Source organism: Niveispirillum sp. FG156 (genome assembly GCF_057809555.1).
Genome location: NZ_JBMDKE010000021.1, coordinates 18957 through 34248, shown reverse-complemented (window position 1 = coordinate 34248; position 15292 = coordinate 18957). Strand labels below are relative to the sequence as shown.

Here is a 15292-nt window from a genome sequence, read left to right as displayed (position 1 = left end):
GAGAAATCCCATGCCGACATGGAAAGGTCCCGCTGCCTGGGCCGGTCGTGAAGCCAGCGCCGGGGATCGGCTGCCCTATCAGGCGCTGCTGGACGATGGCAGCCTGCTGCTGCGCGACGGGTCGCTGCTGCGCACCATCCATGTGGCGGGGCTGGCCTTCGAAACGGAGGATTCAGAGGCGCTGAACCACCGGCTGGCGGTACGGGAGGTCATGCTGCGTTCCGCCCTGGACGCGCGGCATGTGGTTTATCACCATGTCATCCGCCGTCGGATACAGCCGGAGCTGACGGCCAGTTTCGACAGCCCGCTGGCCGCGCTGATTGATAGGCGCTGGCAGGAGCGGCTGGCTGACCGGCGGTTGTTCATCAATGAACAGTTCCTGACCATCCTGCGCCGCCCGGCCCGTGGCAAGGCCGGGCTGGTGGATCGCATCCTGTCGCGGGGCCGGTCGGCCCTGCGCCTGGACAGCGAACGCCGCGCCCTGGATGCCGCCGTCACGGCCCTGCTGACCGGTCTGGAACCCTATGGCGCCCGCGCGCTGGGCACCTATGACACTGCCCATGGTCCCTGTTCAGAGGTGCTGGAACTGCTGTCGGCGCTGTATAATGGGGAGATGCGGCCTGTGCTGCTGCCGCCGGCGGGCACCGACATCGGTCGCCACATCCCCTATTCCCGGATCAGCTTCGGTGTCGATGCGCTGGAACTGGCGGGACCGCAGGGGCGACAGGTGGCCGCCGGCCTGTCGGTGAAGGAATATCCCGACGCCACCCGCGCCGGGCTGCTGGATAATATCCTGCGCCTGCCCGTCGAACTGACCCTGACGGAGAGCTTCGCTCCGGTGGACCGGCAGACGGCGCGTGAACGCATGGATCTGGCGCTGCGCCGCCACCGCGCCACGGATGAGGAGACGGTGACCGAACGGGCGGAGATGCTGACGGCGCGCGATGCGCTGTCGGCGGGGCAGGTCGGGTTCGGCGATCATCATCTGGGCCTGCTGGTGCGGGCATCCGACATGGCGGGTCTGGATGATGCAGTGGCCCTGGCCGGTGCCGCACTGGCCGATATTGGTGCCATCGCCGTGCGGGAGGATGTCAATCTGGAGCCGTTATTCTGGGGACAGTTCCCCGGCAATGAGCGTTTCCTGGTCCGCCGCGCCCTGATCTCCACCGCCAATGCCGCCGGCTTCCTGTCCCTGCACGGCTTCCCGCTGGGCAGTGCCGGCGGCAATCATTGGGGCGATGCCGTAGCCATGTTTGAGACGACCAGCGCCACCCCCTATTTCTTCAACTTCCATGAAGGGGACCTGGGCAATTTCACCATCATCGGCCCGTCCGGGTCGGGCAAGACGGTGGTGCTGAACTTCCTGGCGGCCCAGGCGCAGAAGTACAAGCCGCGCACCATCTTCTTTGACAAGGATCGGGGGGCTGAGATTTTCCTGCGCGGGATCGGCGGGCATTACAGCCGGCTGCTGCCCGGCGAACCGTCGGGCATGAACCCCCTGCAACTGCCCGACAGTCCCGTCAACCGCGCCTTTCTGCGTCTGTGGCTGGCCTGCCTGTTGAAGGCGGAAGGGCCGGAGGAAGAGGCGGCGATTGCCGGTGCCGTCGATGCCTGTTTCGACCATGCCCCACACCTGCGCCGCCTGCGCCATTTCCGGGAACTGCTGTCGGGCGCCACCCGGCCCATGCCGGGTGATCTGGCCAGCCGTCTGTCGCCCTGGATCGGGCTGGGCGAACATGCCTGGCTGTTCGACAATGAGGGGGATCGCCTGGATCTGGACGCGCGGGTTCTGGGTTTTGACATGACGGCGCTGCTGGATGTGCCTGCCCTGCGTACCCCGGCCATGATGTATCTGTTCCACCGCATTGATGAACGGCTGGACGGTGATCCGTCCATGATCCTGATCGATGAAGGTTGGAAGGCGCTGGACGACCCCGTGTTTGCGGCCCGCATCCGCGACTGGCTGAAGACGCTGCGCAAGCGCAACGCCATTGTCGGCTTTGCCACGCAATCGGCCCGCGACGCGCTGGACAGCCGTATCGCCAGCGCCATCGTCGAACAGACATCCACCATGATCTTCATGCCCAACCCCAAGGCGCGGGAGGATGATTACTGCGCCGGGTTCGGCCTGTCGGTGCATGAGCTGGAGTTGATCCGCGGTCTGCCGGCACATGGGCGCTGCTTCCTGGTCCGCCATGCCAACCATTCCATCGTGCCGCGCCTGGACCTGGGCGGGATGAACGACATGCTGATGGTCCTGTCAGGGCGGGAGGCGAATGTCCGTCGCCTGGACATGATCCGCGCCAGCACCGGCGATGATCCCGCCCGCTGGTATCCGCGCCTGACGGGCACGCCCTGGCCAGACGCGACGGACCTGTCGGGGATGGAAAGGCTGGCCGCAGAATGACGACCCAGGCTTGTCCCGGATTTTCCAGTCTGGATGGTGCGGGCGGGGTTGCTGGCGCCCTGCGCGCCGTAGACTGTCTGGCGGCCCAGACCACAGAAAAGGCCTTTTCCACCCTGCTAGGCCCCGACGGTGCGCTGGGGCAGGCGCTGACCTTGCTGCTGACGCTGTATGTCGCGCTGATGGCCATCCGGATGCTAACCGGGCGCACGGGTGTCGGCCTGTCCAGCCTGACCCCGCGCATGATGGGGCTGGGTCTGGTTCTCTGTTTCGCCACCTCCTGGGCCGCCTATCATCAGGTGGTGTGGAACCTGCTGGTCGGGGCGCCCGACCATCTGGCCTCGCTGCTGGCCGGGACACGGGGATCGGCCCCGTCGCTGTTCGCTGACCGGTTGGACCAGCTTTTCCAACTGGTTCTGGATGCCGCGCGCCAATCGGCGGTGGCAGGGGCAGAGAAGCCCACCATGCTGGCCGGCATGCGCCCGGCGGACCTGCTGTGGATCGCGTCGCTGCTACTGCTGTTCGGGACGGTGGGCGTGCTGGTCGCGTCCAAGATCGCGCTGGCGGCCCTGCTGGCGCTGGGCCCGGTCTTCATCGTGCTGGCCCTGTTTCCTGCGACGAGCGGGCTGTTCGAGGGCTGGTTGCGCGCCTCCATCCTGTTCGCTCTCGTGCCGCTGCTGACTGTCCTGGTTGGCACCGGCGCGCTGGCATTGATCGCACCCATGCTGTCGGATCTGGCCATGGCCGGTGGCACGCCGACGCCGGAACTGGCCGTGTCGGTCCTGTTGGGCGCGGGGGTGTTCAGCCTGCTGATGCTGCTGGTCCTGCGGGTGGCATCGACATTGACGGGGGGATGGCGCCTGAACCTGCATGGCCGCCTGGATGCGCCGCGCGGCCAGGGCGGTTCTGCCCACGCCAGTGTCACCACCCATGCGGCCAATCCGGCCCTGACCCCGGCCGCCGCCCGGGCCAGCGCCACCGCCCAGAGCAATGCCGCCGCCGCCCTGTCCGGTGCCACGATGCTGAGCTTGAATTCGCTGCAGACCGCGCCGCGCGCCGCCGGCATGGCGACCCCAGCCGGCCTGACCATTCCGGGCGATGCCACCCGCCAGAACCCCACCAATGCCCCGCAGCGTAACCGCCACGCCGCAGGCCTGGGCCAGCGTTTTCGCAGCCCGGCCGTGAAAGGAGCCCGATCATGACCACGCGTCTGCTGATCCTGCCGCTGCTGGCGGCCCTGCTGTGCAGCACCCCCTGCCTTGCCGACAATCGCATCATCTGGAAGGAGTATGACGAGGCCGCCGTGGTCACGGTGCCCGGCCGCGCCGGTATCCAGACAACGATCCAGTTCGAACAGGGGGAGCGGATCGAGAATGTGGCCATCGGTGACAGCGCCGGGTGGCAGGTCACGCCCAACCGTCGGGCCGATCTTCTGTTCCTGAAGCCCATGCTGCCCGATAGCCGCACCAACATGACGGTGGTCACCGACCGCCGTACGTACCTGTTCGATCTGACGACGTCGGGAAAGGGCGGCCCGCTTTATGTCATGCGCTTCAGCTATCCCAAGCCGTTCACCCCGCCGGCCCCCACCGTAGCAGAGGCACCGCCGCCCGACATCACATCCGACCCGGCCCCGAAGGTTGCAGAAGAGGTGGCGGTCCCCCAGCCCCGCGACCTGAATTTCGCGTGGGAGAAGCAGGGGCCGGAAAAGATGCTGCCGGCGCAGGTGTTCGATGATGGCCATTCCACCTATCTGCGCTGGGAAGCCGGGGCCGAGGTGCCAGCCATCCTGGTGGCCGGACCGGATGGGGTGGAAGGTCCCGCCAATTACGCCTTGCGCAACGATCTGATCGTGCTGGACAGCGTGCCGCGCAGCATCACCCTGCGCAACGGCAAGCGGACAGCCAGCCTGATCCAGACCACCCAGACTGCGGAAAGGACCAAGTGATGAGCTTCACCGCCGATCCCGTCCGTGTCAGTGACGATCCCCGCCTGTCCATGTCCGCCGGTGCATTGGTTCTGGCGGGCCGGACCCATTATCCCGTGGTGGCGGATCGCCGCAGTGGGGGCCATCTGGGGATGGTCGCCGGTGTGGCCTGTGTCCTGGCGCTGGGTGGCCTGACCTTCTGGGGTTTGAACCAGGCCCGGCAGCCGGTGGCGCAACCAGCGCCCCTGCCGGCCCCGCTCGTCCCGCCGCCGGCCCCGGTGGCCGCCTTGCCGGTCCCAACCCCGGCCCCGGTACCGGCGGCGGTGACACCAGCGCCGGTTTCCGCGCGCGTGCCCGATCCGCAGCGTCTGGCCGCCCCCGTCATGGTCTTTGACATGTCGGTGCCGGCGCCGGCCACGGCACCTGTGGCATCGACGGCAGCCCCCACGGCGCCCGCCAACCCGGCTGCCCCCACCGCGCCGGCGGCCCTGTCGGACAATGAAGCCTTCGCCATGCGGGTCGGCAATGGCGGGGTGGATACGGCCAGTGCTGTGCATGCCATTGCCCCTTCCACGACGGTGGCGCAGGGTGCCTTCATCCCCGCCGTTCTGGAAACCGCCATCGACAGCGACCTTCCCGGTTATGTCCGGGCCTTGGTCAGCCAGGATGTGCGGTCGTTCGATGGCAGCCGCGTGCTGGTGCCCCGCACCTCTCGCCTGATCGGACAGTATAAATCCGGGCTGCAGGCGGGGCAGAAACGGGTTTATGTGCTGTGGACCCGCCTGATCCGGCCCGATGGTGTGTCGGTGGCCCTGGCGTCGCCCGCCATCAGCCAGGATGGCAAATCGGGCCTGTCGGGGGATGTCGACACACATTTTGTCGAACGGTTCGGGTCGGCCACCATGCTGTCGGTTGTCGGCGCCCTGTCGGCCATCGGTAATGCCGCCCTGATCCTGTCGGGATCACAATCGGCAGCGGGTGTGGCGGCCCAGCGTGACAGCCAGATCCCGCCCACCATCCGCATCGATCAGGGGCAGCCCATCCGCGTCTTCGTGGCCCGCGATCTGGATTTCTCCCTTGTTGCCACCAGCGGAGGCCGGTCATGAATGCCAGTGTCGCCATCCTGAATGATGCCGTCTATCTGTCGGAATATCTGATCCCGTTTCAGCCCTTGCTGGAGGATGAGCGGGTCACCGAGATCATGGTGAACCGGCCCGGTGAAATCTGGGTGGAACGGGCGGGCCGTGGCATGGACTGTCACCAGGACCCGCGCATTGATGATCAGTTGCTGCGCCGGCTGGCCGAACAGGTGGCGCGCCTGTCGAACCAGGGCATCAATCGCAATCAGCCGCTTTTGTCCGGTCGCCTGCCCGATGGGGCGCGGGTGCAGTTCGTGGCCCCGTCCGCGACGCGCGGCCACTGGGCCATGGCCATCCGCCGCCACCGGCTGGTCGATGTGCCGCTGTCCGCCTATGGCGCCCTGCCGCCGGCGCCTGATGACGGCTGGCGCGGGCGTGACCCGATGCGGGACCCCGCCGCCTATCTGGCCGCCGCCATCCGGGCACGGCGCACCATCTTGGTCAGCGGCGGTACCTCCACCGGCAAGACGACGTTCCTGAACGCCTTGCTGCGGCAGATGCCGGAACAGGAACGGCTGGTCGTGGTGGAGGATACGCCGGAAATCACCCTGTCGGCCCCCAATGCCCTGGGTCTTGTGGCCGTAAAAGGGGAGATGGGGGAGGCGCGGGTGACTGCCAACGACCTGTTGCAGGCCTCCCTGCGGCTGCGCCCTGACCGGATCGTGCTGGGTGAATTGCGCGGGGAGGAGGCGGTCAGTTTCCTGCGCGCCGTCAATACCGGTCATCCCGGCTCCGTCAGCACCATTCACGCCAACAGCCCCCAGGGCGCGTTGCAGCAACTGGCCCTGATGGTGATGCAGACCGGGTTCAACCTGTCGGTCCAGGACACCATCGCCTATGCCCGATCTGTCGTGGATGTGATTGTGCAACTGGATCGGCGGGATGGTCAGCGGGGCATCAGTGCCATTTGGGAAACGGCCCAGGCCATTTGAAAGACCATCGGTAGCGGACTGCCCCCCCCCGTCATTGCAGTCGGCATTTCACGCTGGCAGCGGCGCCTCTAATTGTGTATATGAGAATTAATTTCCATATATAAGATGGATGCCCGTTGTTTGAATGCGGAGCCGGTGATGAAGGCAGTTGTCTGTGAGCAACCAGGGACCTTGTCGCTGGTCACCCGGCCCCCGCCGGTGCGGCAGACGGATGAGGTGCTGGTCCGTATCCGTTGTGTCGGATTATGCGGCACCGACTACCATATCTACGAAGGCAATCAGCCGTATCTGGCCTATCCACGGGTCATGGGCCATGAACTGGCTGGGGAGGTGGTGGAGGCCCCCGTCGGCTCGGCCTTTCGGCCCGGACAGACTGTCACCATTAATCCCTATCTGCCATGCGGAACCTGCCGCGCCTGCCGGCGTGGGCGGCCCAACTGTTGTTCCGGCATCCAGGTGCTGGGTGTCCACCGTGATGGTGGCATGTGTGAGTACCTGTCAGTGCCGGCCCATGCGGTCATTGATGCGACGGGGTTGAGCCTGGAACAGGCCGCGATGGTGGAGTTCCTGTCCATCGGCGCCCATGCGGTGGCGCGGTCGGGGGCGGGGCAGGGGGATCGGGTCCTGGTGGCCGGTGCCGGCCCTATCGGTATCGCCACGGCCCTGTTCGCGCGCATGAACGGCGCTGCCGTCACCCTGATGGATCTGCGCGCGGCGCGATTGGCGTACGCCGCCAATCGTCTGGGTTTTGGTGACATTGTGCAGGGTGGGGAAGGGGCGACAGAAAGGCTGCGCGAGCGCAGCGGCGGGGAAATGTTCGACATCGTCTTTGACGCGAGCGGCCATATCGGGGCCATGTCGGCCAATCTGGCTTATGTCGCCCATGCCGGGACCTATGTGCTGGTAGGCGTGGCCAAGGGCGATCTGGTCTTTGCGGATCCGGAATTCCATAAGCGGGAAACCACCCTGCTGGCCAGCCGCAACGCCCTGAAGGCGGATTTCGACCGGGTTATCGCCGCTATCCGGTCCGGCGACGTTCCGGATGCCGCCCTCTACACCCATGGTTTCGATGCGTTGGAGATGCCGACCCGGTTGCCCCGGCTGATCGCCGAGGCGGATCATGTTCTGAAGGCCATCGCGCGTTTCTGATATCACCAATCTGAAAAGAGCCAGGAGAAGGCCGATATGTCAGGTGAGGAACTGTCCGGGAACAGGGGTGCATCGCCTGCACCCTTCATCGCCCATGGCTACCGCTGGGGCTTCGCCCTGATCGCCAGCCTGTTTTTTCTGTGGGCCATTGCCAACAACTTCAACGATATCCTGATCCGCCATTTCCAGAAGGCCCTGGGCCTGGACCGGATGCAGGCGGGTTTCATCCAGTTCGTGTTCTATATCGGTTATTTCGTGGTGGCGCTGCCCGCCGGACAGGTGATGCGCCGGTTCGGGTATAAGGCAGCCATCATTACCGGTCTTTGCTTCTATGCCGGCGGGGCCCTGTTGTTCCTGCCCGCGTCTTATGTGCAGACCTACAGCCTGTTCCTGACAGCCCTGTTCGTTATCGCGGCGGGGGCGGCCTTTCTGGAAACGGCGGCCAATCCCTATATCACCGCCTTCGGTGACCCCAGCCGCGCGCCACAGCGCCTGAACCTGGCGCAGTCGTTCAATGGTTTCGGGGCTTTTGTCGCCCCCATCATTGGCGGAGTGCTGATCTTCTCCGGTGTTGAACATTCGCCAGAAGCGCTGGCCGCCATGTCGCCCGCCGACCTGGAGGCCTACCGCGCCATGGAGGCGTCGACGGTACGCCTGCCTTATGCGCTGCTGGCGGCGGTGGCGGGGTTCATCGCCCTGGCCGTGATCTTCACCACCCTGCCCAAGGGCGATATCGAGCAAGGCTCTGACGAAGCGTTCGGCAGTCAGGTTCGCCGCCTTCTGTCCCACCGCACCCTGGTGATGGCCGTCATCGCCCAGTTCTTCTATGTCGCGGCCCAGGTGGGGATCTGGAGCTATTTCGTGGATTTCGTGAAGGATGCGATGCCGGAGGTTCCGGAAAAGCAGGCCGCCTTCATGCTGTCGGCCAGCCTGATCCTGTTCATGGTTGGCCGGTTTGTCGGCACGGCCCTGATGACTCGGGTGGCGCCGGCCCGGTTGCTGGGCATTTACGCCGTGATCAATGCGCTGCTCTGCGCCGTGGCGGCCTTCGCGCCGGGACAGGTGGCCGTCGGCGCCCTGATGCTGACCAGCTTTTTCATGTCGGTGATGTTCCCCACCATCTTCGCGCTGGGGATCGACAGACTGGGCACGCTGGTGCCGCTGGGATCGTCCTTCATCATTATGGCCATCATCGGTGGGGCCATCTGCCCGCCGCTGATGGGCATGGTCGCGGTTGCCACCGGTACCATGCAACTGGCTTTCCTGCTGCCGCTTGTCTGCTTTGCCGTGGTGGCGCTGTACGCCCTACCGAAGCGGTAATGCCCGTAGGTCAGGGCGGGGCTTATCACCCCGACCTGACCTACGCCTTCAAACAGGCGCTATCACAATCTGTTCCTGCTCGCCCAGGCCCTGGATGCCCAGGCGGATACGGTCGCCGGGGACAAGGTATTTCGGCGGCTTCTGGCCCATGCCGACGCCGGGCGGCGTGCCAGTGGTGACGATGTCGCCGGGCTGCAGGCTCATGAACTGGCTGAGATAGGAGACGATGAAGCCCGGTTTGAAGATCATGGTGCGGGTGGAGCCATCCTGATAGCGCTGGCCATTGACCTCCAGCCACATGGACAGATCACCGGGATCGCCCACCTCGTCCGCTGTCACCAGCCAGGGGCCGATGGGGCCGAAACTGTCGCAGCCCTTGCCCTTGTCCCAGGTGCCGCCCCGGTCCAACTGAAAGGCGCGTTCGGAGACGTCGTTGCAGACGAAATAGCCAGCAATGGCCGCCTGACCCGCCGCCTCGTCCACATAGCGGCATTCCGTGCCGATGACGAAGGCCAGTTCCACCTCCCAATCCAGCTTGGTGGAATTGCGTGGCTGAATGACGGGATCGTTGGGGCCGGAGAGCGCGCTGGTGGCCTTCATGAACACCACCGGTTCCGCCGGCACGGGCAGGCCGCTTTCGGCGGCATGGTCGGCATAGTTCAGGCCGATGCACAGGAACTTGCCCGGACGCGCCACGCACGCTCCATACCGCTCCACCTTTTCCACCAACGGCAGGGTGGCGGGGTCGATGGCGGCGATGCGGGACAGGGCGTCGGGCGTGACGGCGGAACCGTCAATATCGGCCACCACACCTGACAAGTCGCGGATGGTGCCGTCGGCGGCCAGAAGGCCCGGCTTTTCAGCGCCGGCGGCGCCGTATCGAAGCAGTTTCATCGTGGTTTCCTGAAAATGTGGCTGCTTGGGTCAGTTGGTCCAGCCGCCATCGATGACATGGGCGTGGCCCGTGGTGAAGGCACTTTCGTCCGACGCCAGATAAAGGGCCAGTGCCGCAATCTCCTGCGGGGCGCCAACACGGCCCATCGGCTGACGGGCGGTGAAGCTGGCCCAGGCTCCCTCATAATCGCCGGTGGCGCGAAGGCGTTCATGCAAGGACGGGGTGTCGACGGTGCCGGGGCAGATGGCGTTGACGCGGATGCCCTTGGTCACGAAATCGGCGGCGACGGCGCGGGTCAGTCCCAGGACAGCGGCCTTTGACGCGCCATAGATGAAGCGGTTGGGCACGCCCTTGATGGAACTGGCCACCGAGGACATGTTGATGATCGCCCCGCCGCCCCGTTCGATCATGCCGGGCAGGAAAGTACGGATCATGCGGAACATGGCTTTGACATTGATGTCAAAGGACAGGTCCCATTCATCCTCTGTGCATTCCAGGATGTTGCCGCCGGTGACGATGCCGGCACAGTTGAACAGCACATCGATGCCACCGATCTCTGCACTGGCCGCCGCGATATCCGCTGGGTCGCGCACATCCAGACGGCGCGTCTTGCAACCAGGCAGGCTTTCCAGGGCGGTGGCGTTGATGTCGGTGGCCCAGACAGTGGCACCCTCTGCCACGAACAGTTCGGCGGTGGCGCGACCGATCCCCTGGCCGGCAGCGGTGATCAGGGCGGTCTTTCCCGCCAGTCTGCCCTTATGGCTCATGATGCCTGTCATGGTTCCGGTTCAACGGGGAAAGCAGCCGGGCCCTGAGGGCTCGAACGCCTTATAGGTCAGGATGAATTCGCGGTGGCCCATGGCTTCGGATTTCGTTTCCGCCCCACCGGCCACCGCCTGGATCATATCCACAATCTGTTCACCGACACTGTCCAATGTCGCGGACCCGTCGAAGATGGCGCCGGCATTGATGTCCATATCCTCCCCCAGGCGCTGCCAGGTTTCGGGATTGCCGGTGATCTTGATGACGGGGGCGATGGCCGATCCCACCACCGACCCGCGCCCTGTGGTGAACAGGGTGAGATGCGCGCCGCTGGCGATCATCTCCACAATCTCCGCATTGTCGGAGATGTTGGGGAAGCCGAAACGCGGTTCGCCGTCCGGCACCACATCCATCAGGTACAGACCAGGGGTGGTGGGCCGTTCCGGCGGCTTGATGACGCCGACGATGGGACGGCTGCCGGATTTGACATAGGCGCCGGCTGATTTCTCCTCCTGCGAAGACAGCCCGCCTTCGGCATTGCCGGGGGCAAAACTGCCGAAACCCATGGTGAGGTAATAGGTTTCGGCCTTAGTGATGGAGGCCACGATGGCATCGGCCACCGATGGGCTGGCGGCGCGGTGGGTCATCGGCCCTTCGCAGCCGATCATCTCCCCCGTTTCCTCAAAGATGCAGGTGGCGCCGGCATCGACCAGACGGTCGAATGCACGGCCCACGGCGGGATTGGCCGTGATGCCGCTGGTCCCGTCCGACCCGCCGCAGATGGTGCCCACCACCAGATCGGACAGGGCCAGGGGTACGCGTACCCGACTGGCCGTCATCTGTGCCTGAACCCGCGCCACGGCGGCACGGCCCTGCTCGATGGCGGCACGGGTGCCGCCCACCTGCTGGATCACGATGGTTTCAACGGGGCGGCCATGGGCGGCGGCATGGGCGGCCACCCCCTCGCGGTCAAAGCTTTCGCATCCCAGCGACACCAGGATGACGCCGCCGACATTGGGATGGGCGACCAGCGCCTTCATCATCCGCCGCGCGTAATCATTGGGGTAACAGCCGGGGAAGCCCACCAGATGCACCTGTGGGTCATCGGCCAGATCCACGATCCGCCGGGCCGCATGGTGGGCGCATTCCACCAGATAGGCCACGATCAGCACATCACGGATGCCCTTGCGCCCGTCGGGCCGCAGATAGCCTTGCGCGTTCATGGCGCCCCCTTCAGCCGGTAACCGCGTCGCGCAGATGCGCGCCGATATAGTCGCTTTTCATATTGTGCATATGGACCCAGCCGCCTGCCTTGATATCGGCAGTCATCGAACCGATAGACGCGCCATATTTTATAACCTTGTCGCTGGCGGATAGATCGCGGCGTGCCAGTTTGTGACCCAGGGCCACACGCTGCGCTGCGACGATATCCACCCCTTCCACGCGGATATGTTCACCCGCCTCCACCGTCCGGCAGCAGACAACGACATTATCGTCGCCATGCAGCAGGATCACCGCCGGTGCCATCACGCCCCCTCCAGCCTGTAAATACGTGCGGCATTGCCGCCCATGATCGCGGTTGCCGCGCCGGCATCCAGCCGGGCCAGGAACATCTGGGTCAGCATGTGCCAGCGGTGATAGGACCCGGCCAGGTCCAGCACCGGCCAGTCACTGCCCCAGATCAGCCGATCCGGCCCGAACAGGTTCAGCAGTTCCGCCATCCGGTTCAGAATGGCCGCATCATCCGTGCCGGGTGCCATTTCGGTCAGCAGGCCGGACAGTTTGCAGGTGACATTGCCGCATCGGGCGGCAGCCACCATGTCCCGGCGCCAGCCAGGGATCGGGCCCGCGCCAATCGGCCCCTTGGCCCCGTGGTCGATGATGATGCGCAGATCGGGGTAACGCCGGGCCAGTTCGGCGACGCAGGCCAATTGCGGCGGCATTACCAGCGCATCGAAGGTCAGGCCCGATGCCTGCAAGGCCTGAAGCCCCGCCGCCCGCCGGGAGCCGAGTATCCAGGCGGGGTCATCAATATCCTGCAGCATGGGCCGGATGCCGATAAACTTGGCCTGCGCCCGCCGCCGCGCGATCTGGTCGGCAATGTCGGACGCATCCAGATCAACCCAGCCGACCACCCCCTTGACCCAGGGTATGGCTGCCGCCAGCCCCATCAGGAAGTCGGTTTCCGCGACCGTGGGGGCCGCCTGGACCAGGATGGTGGCGTCGATGCCAGCATCATCCAGTAAGGTCCGCAGGTCCGCCGGCAGGATCGGGCGGTACAGCATGGGCAGGGCCGGCGTCAGCCAGCCGTAGTCACCGCGTGTCGGGTCCCAGAAATGCTGATGCGCGTCGATGATCATGGGACAGCTCCCATCACCGATGGGATGGGGGCGTCGGCCCGCAGCAGGCCCAGATGCCGCAGCTCCGCCCAGAAATCCGCTGGTATCGGTGCCTCATACAACTGCCGGATTGCCCGCACCCGGTCAGGTGTGTCCAGACCGGGAATGACGCCGGCCACAACCGGATGAGAAAGCACGAATTGCAGGGCAGCGGCGGGAAGGGCGACACCATACCGCTCGCATACATCCTCAATCCGGCGCACCCGTTTCAGGATGTCCGGCGGGGCGGGTGCGTAATTGTAGTATCCGATGCTGTCCCCGCGTGTGCCGGTCGCCAGGATGCCCGAATTGAAGATGCCGCCCTGGGTCAGGCTGACGCCGCGACGGGCACAGAGGGGGATCAGGTCAAACGCGCCCTGTTCCAGCAGCGTGTATCGCCCGGCCAGCAGGATAACGTCCAGATCGGCCCGGTCCAGACAATCCAGACAGGCCTGTACCTCATTGACGCCGATGCCGAAGGCCGTGATCGACCCCTCCGCCCGCAGCCGTTCCAGTGCGTGGAAACCACCGCCTGTCGTCAGTTGTTCCATCATGGCGTTGTTCGCATCGCCATGGGTTACTGCACCGATATCATGGACATAAAGAATGTCCACCCGCGCCAGCCCCAGACGCTGCAACGACGCCTCGTGCGAGCGCAGAATGCCATCATGGCTGTAATCGTAAACCGGGCGGAAGGGCAGGGCGGAGCGGAAGCCGCACCGTTCCCGATCGTCGATGACACCGGTGTCCGCGGTCAGCAGACGCCCCACCTTCGTGGACAGCACCACATTGGTGCGTCCGCGCACCGCGTCCCCCACCCGCCGTTCCGACAGGCCGAAACCATAATAGGGCGCCGTATCAATATGCGTCAGTCCTGAATCCAGGGCTGTGGACAGGGTGGCGCGGGCCTGTTCGTCACCCACGGGGTTGTACAGGTTACCCATGGGGGCGGCGCCGAAACCGATTTCCGGTACCGTCAGCGCGGTGCGCCCGATGCGGCGACGGGGCAATGTCATTCCATCCCCCCGGCCGACGGCACATGCTGTGACAGATCGAAGATAGGCTGCATCGGGCGCCATTTCTCCCCCGCTTGCGCTGCCGGCAGTGCCTTCTGGAAACGCCACATCAGCGTTTCCCAACAGGATACAGCCTCATCCAGGGCGGCTGGGGTGGTGCGGGGATAATCCTCCGTGACCTCTGCCACCATGACCATCCGGTCATCCACCCGCCAAATCTGCATCTCCACCACGCCGGACGCCCGGATATGGTCCAGAACCTCTGGCCAGACGCCGCCGGGCCGATGCAGCTTCTCATAGTCGGCAATCAGTGCGGCATCCGACACAAGGTCGAGCGCCAGAACCAGACGGCGGGTCATTTCCCGCCCCCGACGCGGCACCTGAGCATGGACATGACCTTCCCCAATTTCTTGGGTGTCATTATCGCTTATGAAATCATAATCTCAAATAAGAAAATGCGGATGATCGGTGTCGATCAGCCCTGATGGCCCAGAACCGCGGAGATTGCCTGGGTTGCGGCGTGCAGTTCCTGACGCGCCGCCTCGGCATCCACCTTCTGTGACCCGTCGATCATCTCCATGAAGGGGATGGTCAGGGCCGCCATGACATCGCCGTTGAAACCGAAGATCGGCAGGCTGATGTCGGTGACGCCGAAGGTGACGGGGCTTTTGCGGCTGTCAAAGCCCTGGGTCCGGACCTGGGCCAGCGCCTTCTCCAAGGCGACCCGGTCGCAGGCCGTCCCCCTTGCCGCCTCGGCCAGTTCGATCAGACGGGATGTGCGGGCAGGGGGAGAGAAGGCCAGCAGGACATGGCCGGAACAGCTGCGCAGCAGATCGACAGCAGCCCCCACCTTCAGCGCGAAGCCGCGTGTGCCGGGGCTTTCCTGGCGCGCAATCACCAGACCCTGGCCGCCATTCACCACCACCAGATGGCAGGATTGTCCCACTGCCGACGCCAGCCGCTCCATCGGCATCAGGGCAGCGGCAATCAGGTTCTGCGACGGGGTGGCGCGCAGGGCCACATCCAACAGCTTGTAGGCCACAGTATAGCGGTCGGTCGTTTCCGACTTCTGGAGATAGCCGTGCATCTCCATGACGATGACGATGCGGAACAGTTCGCCCACCGACCGGCCCAGGATGGCCGACATCTCGCTGATCTGCATGCCCGCTGGCCGGTCGGCCAGCAGTTCCAGAATTTCAAAGGCCTTTTCCAGAGCAGGGGCCGCGTAGGTGCCTTTCAATCCGGGACGGGACATGGATGATCCTTTCACCAACCGGCCATCGCGAATGCCAGCTCTCTGTCGGGACAAAGCCATACACTGGGCGAACCGGTTTTTGAAGCCGGGTGGTGTCCACCAAAAAATTGGCCCC

Annotated in this window: 15 protein-coding genes; 7 read left to right on the top strand and 8 right to left on the bottom strand. The window is 65.2% G+C overall.

The annotated features are described in order from the left end of the window. Nucleotides 1-10 precede the first annotated feature (10 nt). The 7 genes from ACODSP_RS14715 (at nt 11) to fucP (ending at nt 8871) form a co-directional block, all read left to right on the top strand. On the top strand, nt 11-2407 hold the full coding sequence (locus ACODSP_RS14715; RefSeq protein ID WP_488966317.1) for a VirB4 family type IV secretion/conjugal transfer ATPase: 2397 nt from the start codon (nt 11-13) through the stop codon (nt 2405-2407). After that, on the top strand, nt 2404-3606 hold the full coding sequence (locus ACODSP_RS14710; RefSeq protein ID WP_488966316.1) for a TrbL/VirB6 family protein: 1203 nt from the start codon (nt 2404-2406) through the stop codon (nt 3604-3606). Before ACODSP_RS14715 ends, ACODSP_RS14710 begins: the two co-directional genes overlap by 4 nt. Then, nucleotides 3603-4352 (top strand): TrbG/VirB9 family P-type conjugative transfer protein, encoded by a 750-nt coding sequence (locus ACODSP_RS14705; protein ID WP_488966315.1) that lies wholly within the window; start codon nt 3603-3605, stop codon nt 4350-4352. The genes ACODSP_RS14710 and ACODSP_RS14705 overlap by 4 nt, the downstream gene beginning before the upstream one ends. After that, the gene (locus tag ACODSP_RS14700) at nt 4352-5437 is read left to right on the top strand and encodes a TrbI/VirB10 family protein (protein ID WP_488966314.1); all 1086 of its coding nucleotides are present in this window, start codon (nt 4352-4354) and stop codon (nt 5435-5437) included. The genes ACODSP_RS14705 and ACODSP_RS14700 overlap by 1 nt, the downstream gene beginning before the upstream one ends. Then, on the top strand, nt 5434-6402 hold the full coding sequence (locus ACODSP_RS14695) for an ATPase, T2SS/T4P/T4SS family (RefSeq protein WP_488966313.1): 969 nt from the start codon (nt 5434-5436) through the stop codon (nt 6400-6402). Before ACODSP_RS14700 ends, ACODSP_RS14695 begins: the two co-directional genes overlap by 4 nt. A gap of 138 nt (nt 6403-6540) precedes the next feature. Further along, nucleotides 6541-7551 carry a zinc-binding alcohol dehydrogenase family protein gene (locus tag ACODSP_RS14690; RefSeq protein WP_488966312.1) on the top strand — a complete coding sequence of 337 codons (1011 nt, stop codon included), beginning with the start codon at nt 6541-6543 and terminating at the stop codon, nt 7549-7551. Between the two features lie 36 nt (nt 7552-7587). Next, nucleotides 7588-8871: an L-fucose:H+ symporter permease gene (fucP, locus tag ACODSP_RS14685; protein WP_488966311.1), complete on the top strand. Its 1284-nt coding sequence runs from the start codon at nt 7588-7590 to the stop codon at nt 8869-8871. A gap of 48 nt (nt 8872-8919) precedes the next feature. Here the strand turns inward: fucP and ACODSP_RS14680 are convergent, their stop codons facing one another. The 8 genes from ACODSP_RS14680 to ACODSP_RS14645 form a co-directional block, all read right to left on the bottom strand. Continuing rightward, the gene (locus ACODSP_RS14680) at nt 8920-9765 is read right to left on the bottom strand and encodes a fumarylacetoacetate hydrolase family protein (RefSeq protein WP_488966310.1); all 846 of its coding nucleotides are present in this window, start codon (nt 9763-9765) and stop codon (nt 8920-8922) included. A 30-nt stretch (nt 9766-9795) separates the two neighbouring features. Next, nucleotides 9796-10533, bottom strand: coding sequence for an SDR family oxidoreductase (locus ACODSP_RS14675; protein ID WP_488966309.1), 738 nt, complete (start codon nt 10531-10533; stop codon nt 9796-9798). 21 nt (nt 10534-10554) lie between these two features. After that, a complete protein-coding gene (locus ACODSP_RS14670) occupies nt 10555-11751 on the bottom strand; it encodes a UxaA family hydrolase (protein WP_488966308.1) in 1197 nt (398 codons plus the stop codon). Nucleotides 11752-11761: 10 nt separating this feature from the next. Then, complete coding sequence (locus ACODSP_RS14665; RefSeq protein ID WP_488966307.1) at nt 11762-12055, bottom strand: UxaA family hydrolase; 294 nt, start codon at nt 12053-12055, stop codon at nt 11762-11764. Further along, on the bottom strand, nt 12055-12888 hold the full coding sequence (locus tag ACODSP_RS14660; RefSeq protein WP_488966306.1) for an amidohydrolase family protein: 834 nt from the start codon (nt 12886-12888) through the stop codon (nt 12055-12057). The genes ACODSP_RS14665 and ACODSP_RS14660 overlap by 1 nt, the downstream gene beginning before the upstream one ends. Then, nucleotides 12885-13922: an aldo/keto reductase gene (locus ACODSP_RS14655; RefSeq protein ID WP_488966305.1), complete on the bottom strand. Its 1038-nt coding sequence runs from the start codon at nt 13920-13922 to the stop codon at nt 12885-12887. Before ACODSP_RS14655 ends, ACODSP_RS14660 begins: the two co-directional genes overlap by 4 nt. Next, complete coding sequence (locus tag ACODSP_RS14650) at nt 13919-14281, bottom strand: L-rhamnose mutarotase (RefSeq protein ID WP_488966304.1); 363 nt, start codon at nt 14279-14281, stop codon at nt 13919-13921. Before ACODSP_RS14650 ends, ACODSP_RS14655 begins: the two co-directional genes overlap by 4 nt. Before the next feature lie 116 nt (nt 14282-14397). Beyond that, the gene (locus ACODSP_RS14645) at nt 14398-15177 is read right to left on the bottom strand and encodes an IclR family transcriptional regulator (RefSeq protein ID WP_488966303.1); all 780 of its coding nucleotides are present in this window, start codon (nt 15175-15177) and stop codon (nt 14398-14400) included. Nucleotides 15178-15292: the final 115 nt, after the last annotated feature.

Excerpts from the sequence above, each read along its gene's own strand:
- ACODSP_RS14715 (WP_488966317.1), top strand. The coding sequence starts at position 11 with ATGCCGACATGGAAAGGTCCCGCTGCCTGGGCCGGTCGTGAAGCCAGC.
- ACODSP_RS14710 (WP_488966316.1), top strand. The coding sequence starts at position 2,404 with ATGACGACCCAGGCTTGTCCCGGATTTTCCAGTCTGGATGGTGCGGGC.
- ACODSP_RS14705 (WP_488966315.1), top strand. The coding sequence starts at position 3,603 with ATGACCACGCGTCTGCTGATCCTGCCGCTGCTGGCGGCCCTGCTGTGC.
- ACODSP_RS14700 (WP_488966314.1), top strand. The coding sequence starts at position 4,352 with ATGAGCTTCACCGCCGATCCCGTCCGTGTCAGTGACGATCCCCGCCTG.
- ACODSP_RS14695 (WP_488966313.1), top strand. The coding sequence starts at position 5,434 with ATGAATGCCAGTGTCGCCATCCTGAATGATGCCGTCTATCTGTCGGAA.
- ACODSP_RS14690 (WP_488966312.1), top strand. The coding sequence starts at position 6,541 with ATGAAGGCAGTTGTCTGTGAGCAACCAGGGACCTTGTCGCTGGTCACC.
- fucP (WP_488966311.1), top strand. The coding sequence starts at position 7,588 with ATGTCAGGTGAGGAACTGTCCGGGAACAGGGGTGCATCGCCTGCACCC.
- ACODSP_RS14680 (WP_488966310.1), bottom strand. The coding sequence starts at position 9,765 with ATGAAACTGCTTCGATACGGCGCCGCCGGCGCTGAAAAGCCGGGCCTT.
- ACODSP_RS14675 (WP_488966309.1), bottom strand. The coding sequence starts at position 10,533 with ATGAGCCATAAGGGCAGACTGGCGGGAAAGACCGCCCTGATCACCGCT.
- ACODSP_RS14670 (WP_488966308.1), bottom strand. The coding sequence starts at position 11,751 with ATGAACGCGCAAGGCTATCTGCGGCCCGACGGGCGCAAGGGCATCCGT.
- ACODSP_RS14665 (WP_488966307.1), bottom strand. The coding sequence starts at position 12,055 with ATGGCACCGGCGGTGATCCTGCTGCATGGCGACGATAATGTCGTTGTC.
- ACODSP_RS14660 (WP_488966306.1), bottom strand. The coding sequence starts at position 12,888 with ATGATCATCGACGCGCATCAGCATTTCTGGGACCCGACACGCGGTGAC.
- ACODSP_RS14655 (WP_488966305.1), bottom strand. The coding sequence starts at position 13,922 with ATGACATTGCCCCGTCGCCGCATCGGGCGCACCGCGCTGACGGTACCG.
- ACODSP_RS14650 (WP_488966304.1), bottom strand. The coding sequence starts at position 14,281 with ATGACCCGCCGTCTGGTTCTGGCGCTCGACCTTGTGTCGGATGCCGCA.
- ACODSP_RS14645 (WP_488966303.1), bottom strand. The coding sequence starts at position 15,177 with ATGTCCCGTCCCGGATTGAAAGGCACCTACGCGGCCCCTGCTCTGGAA.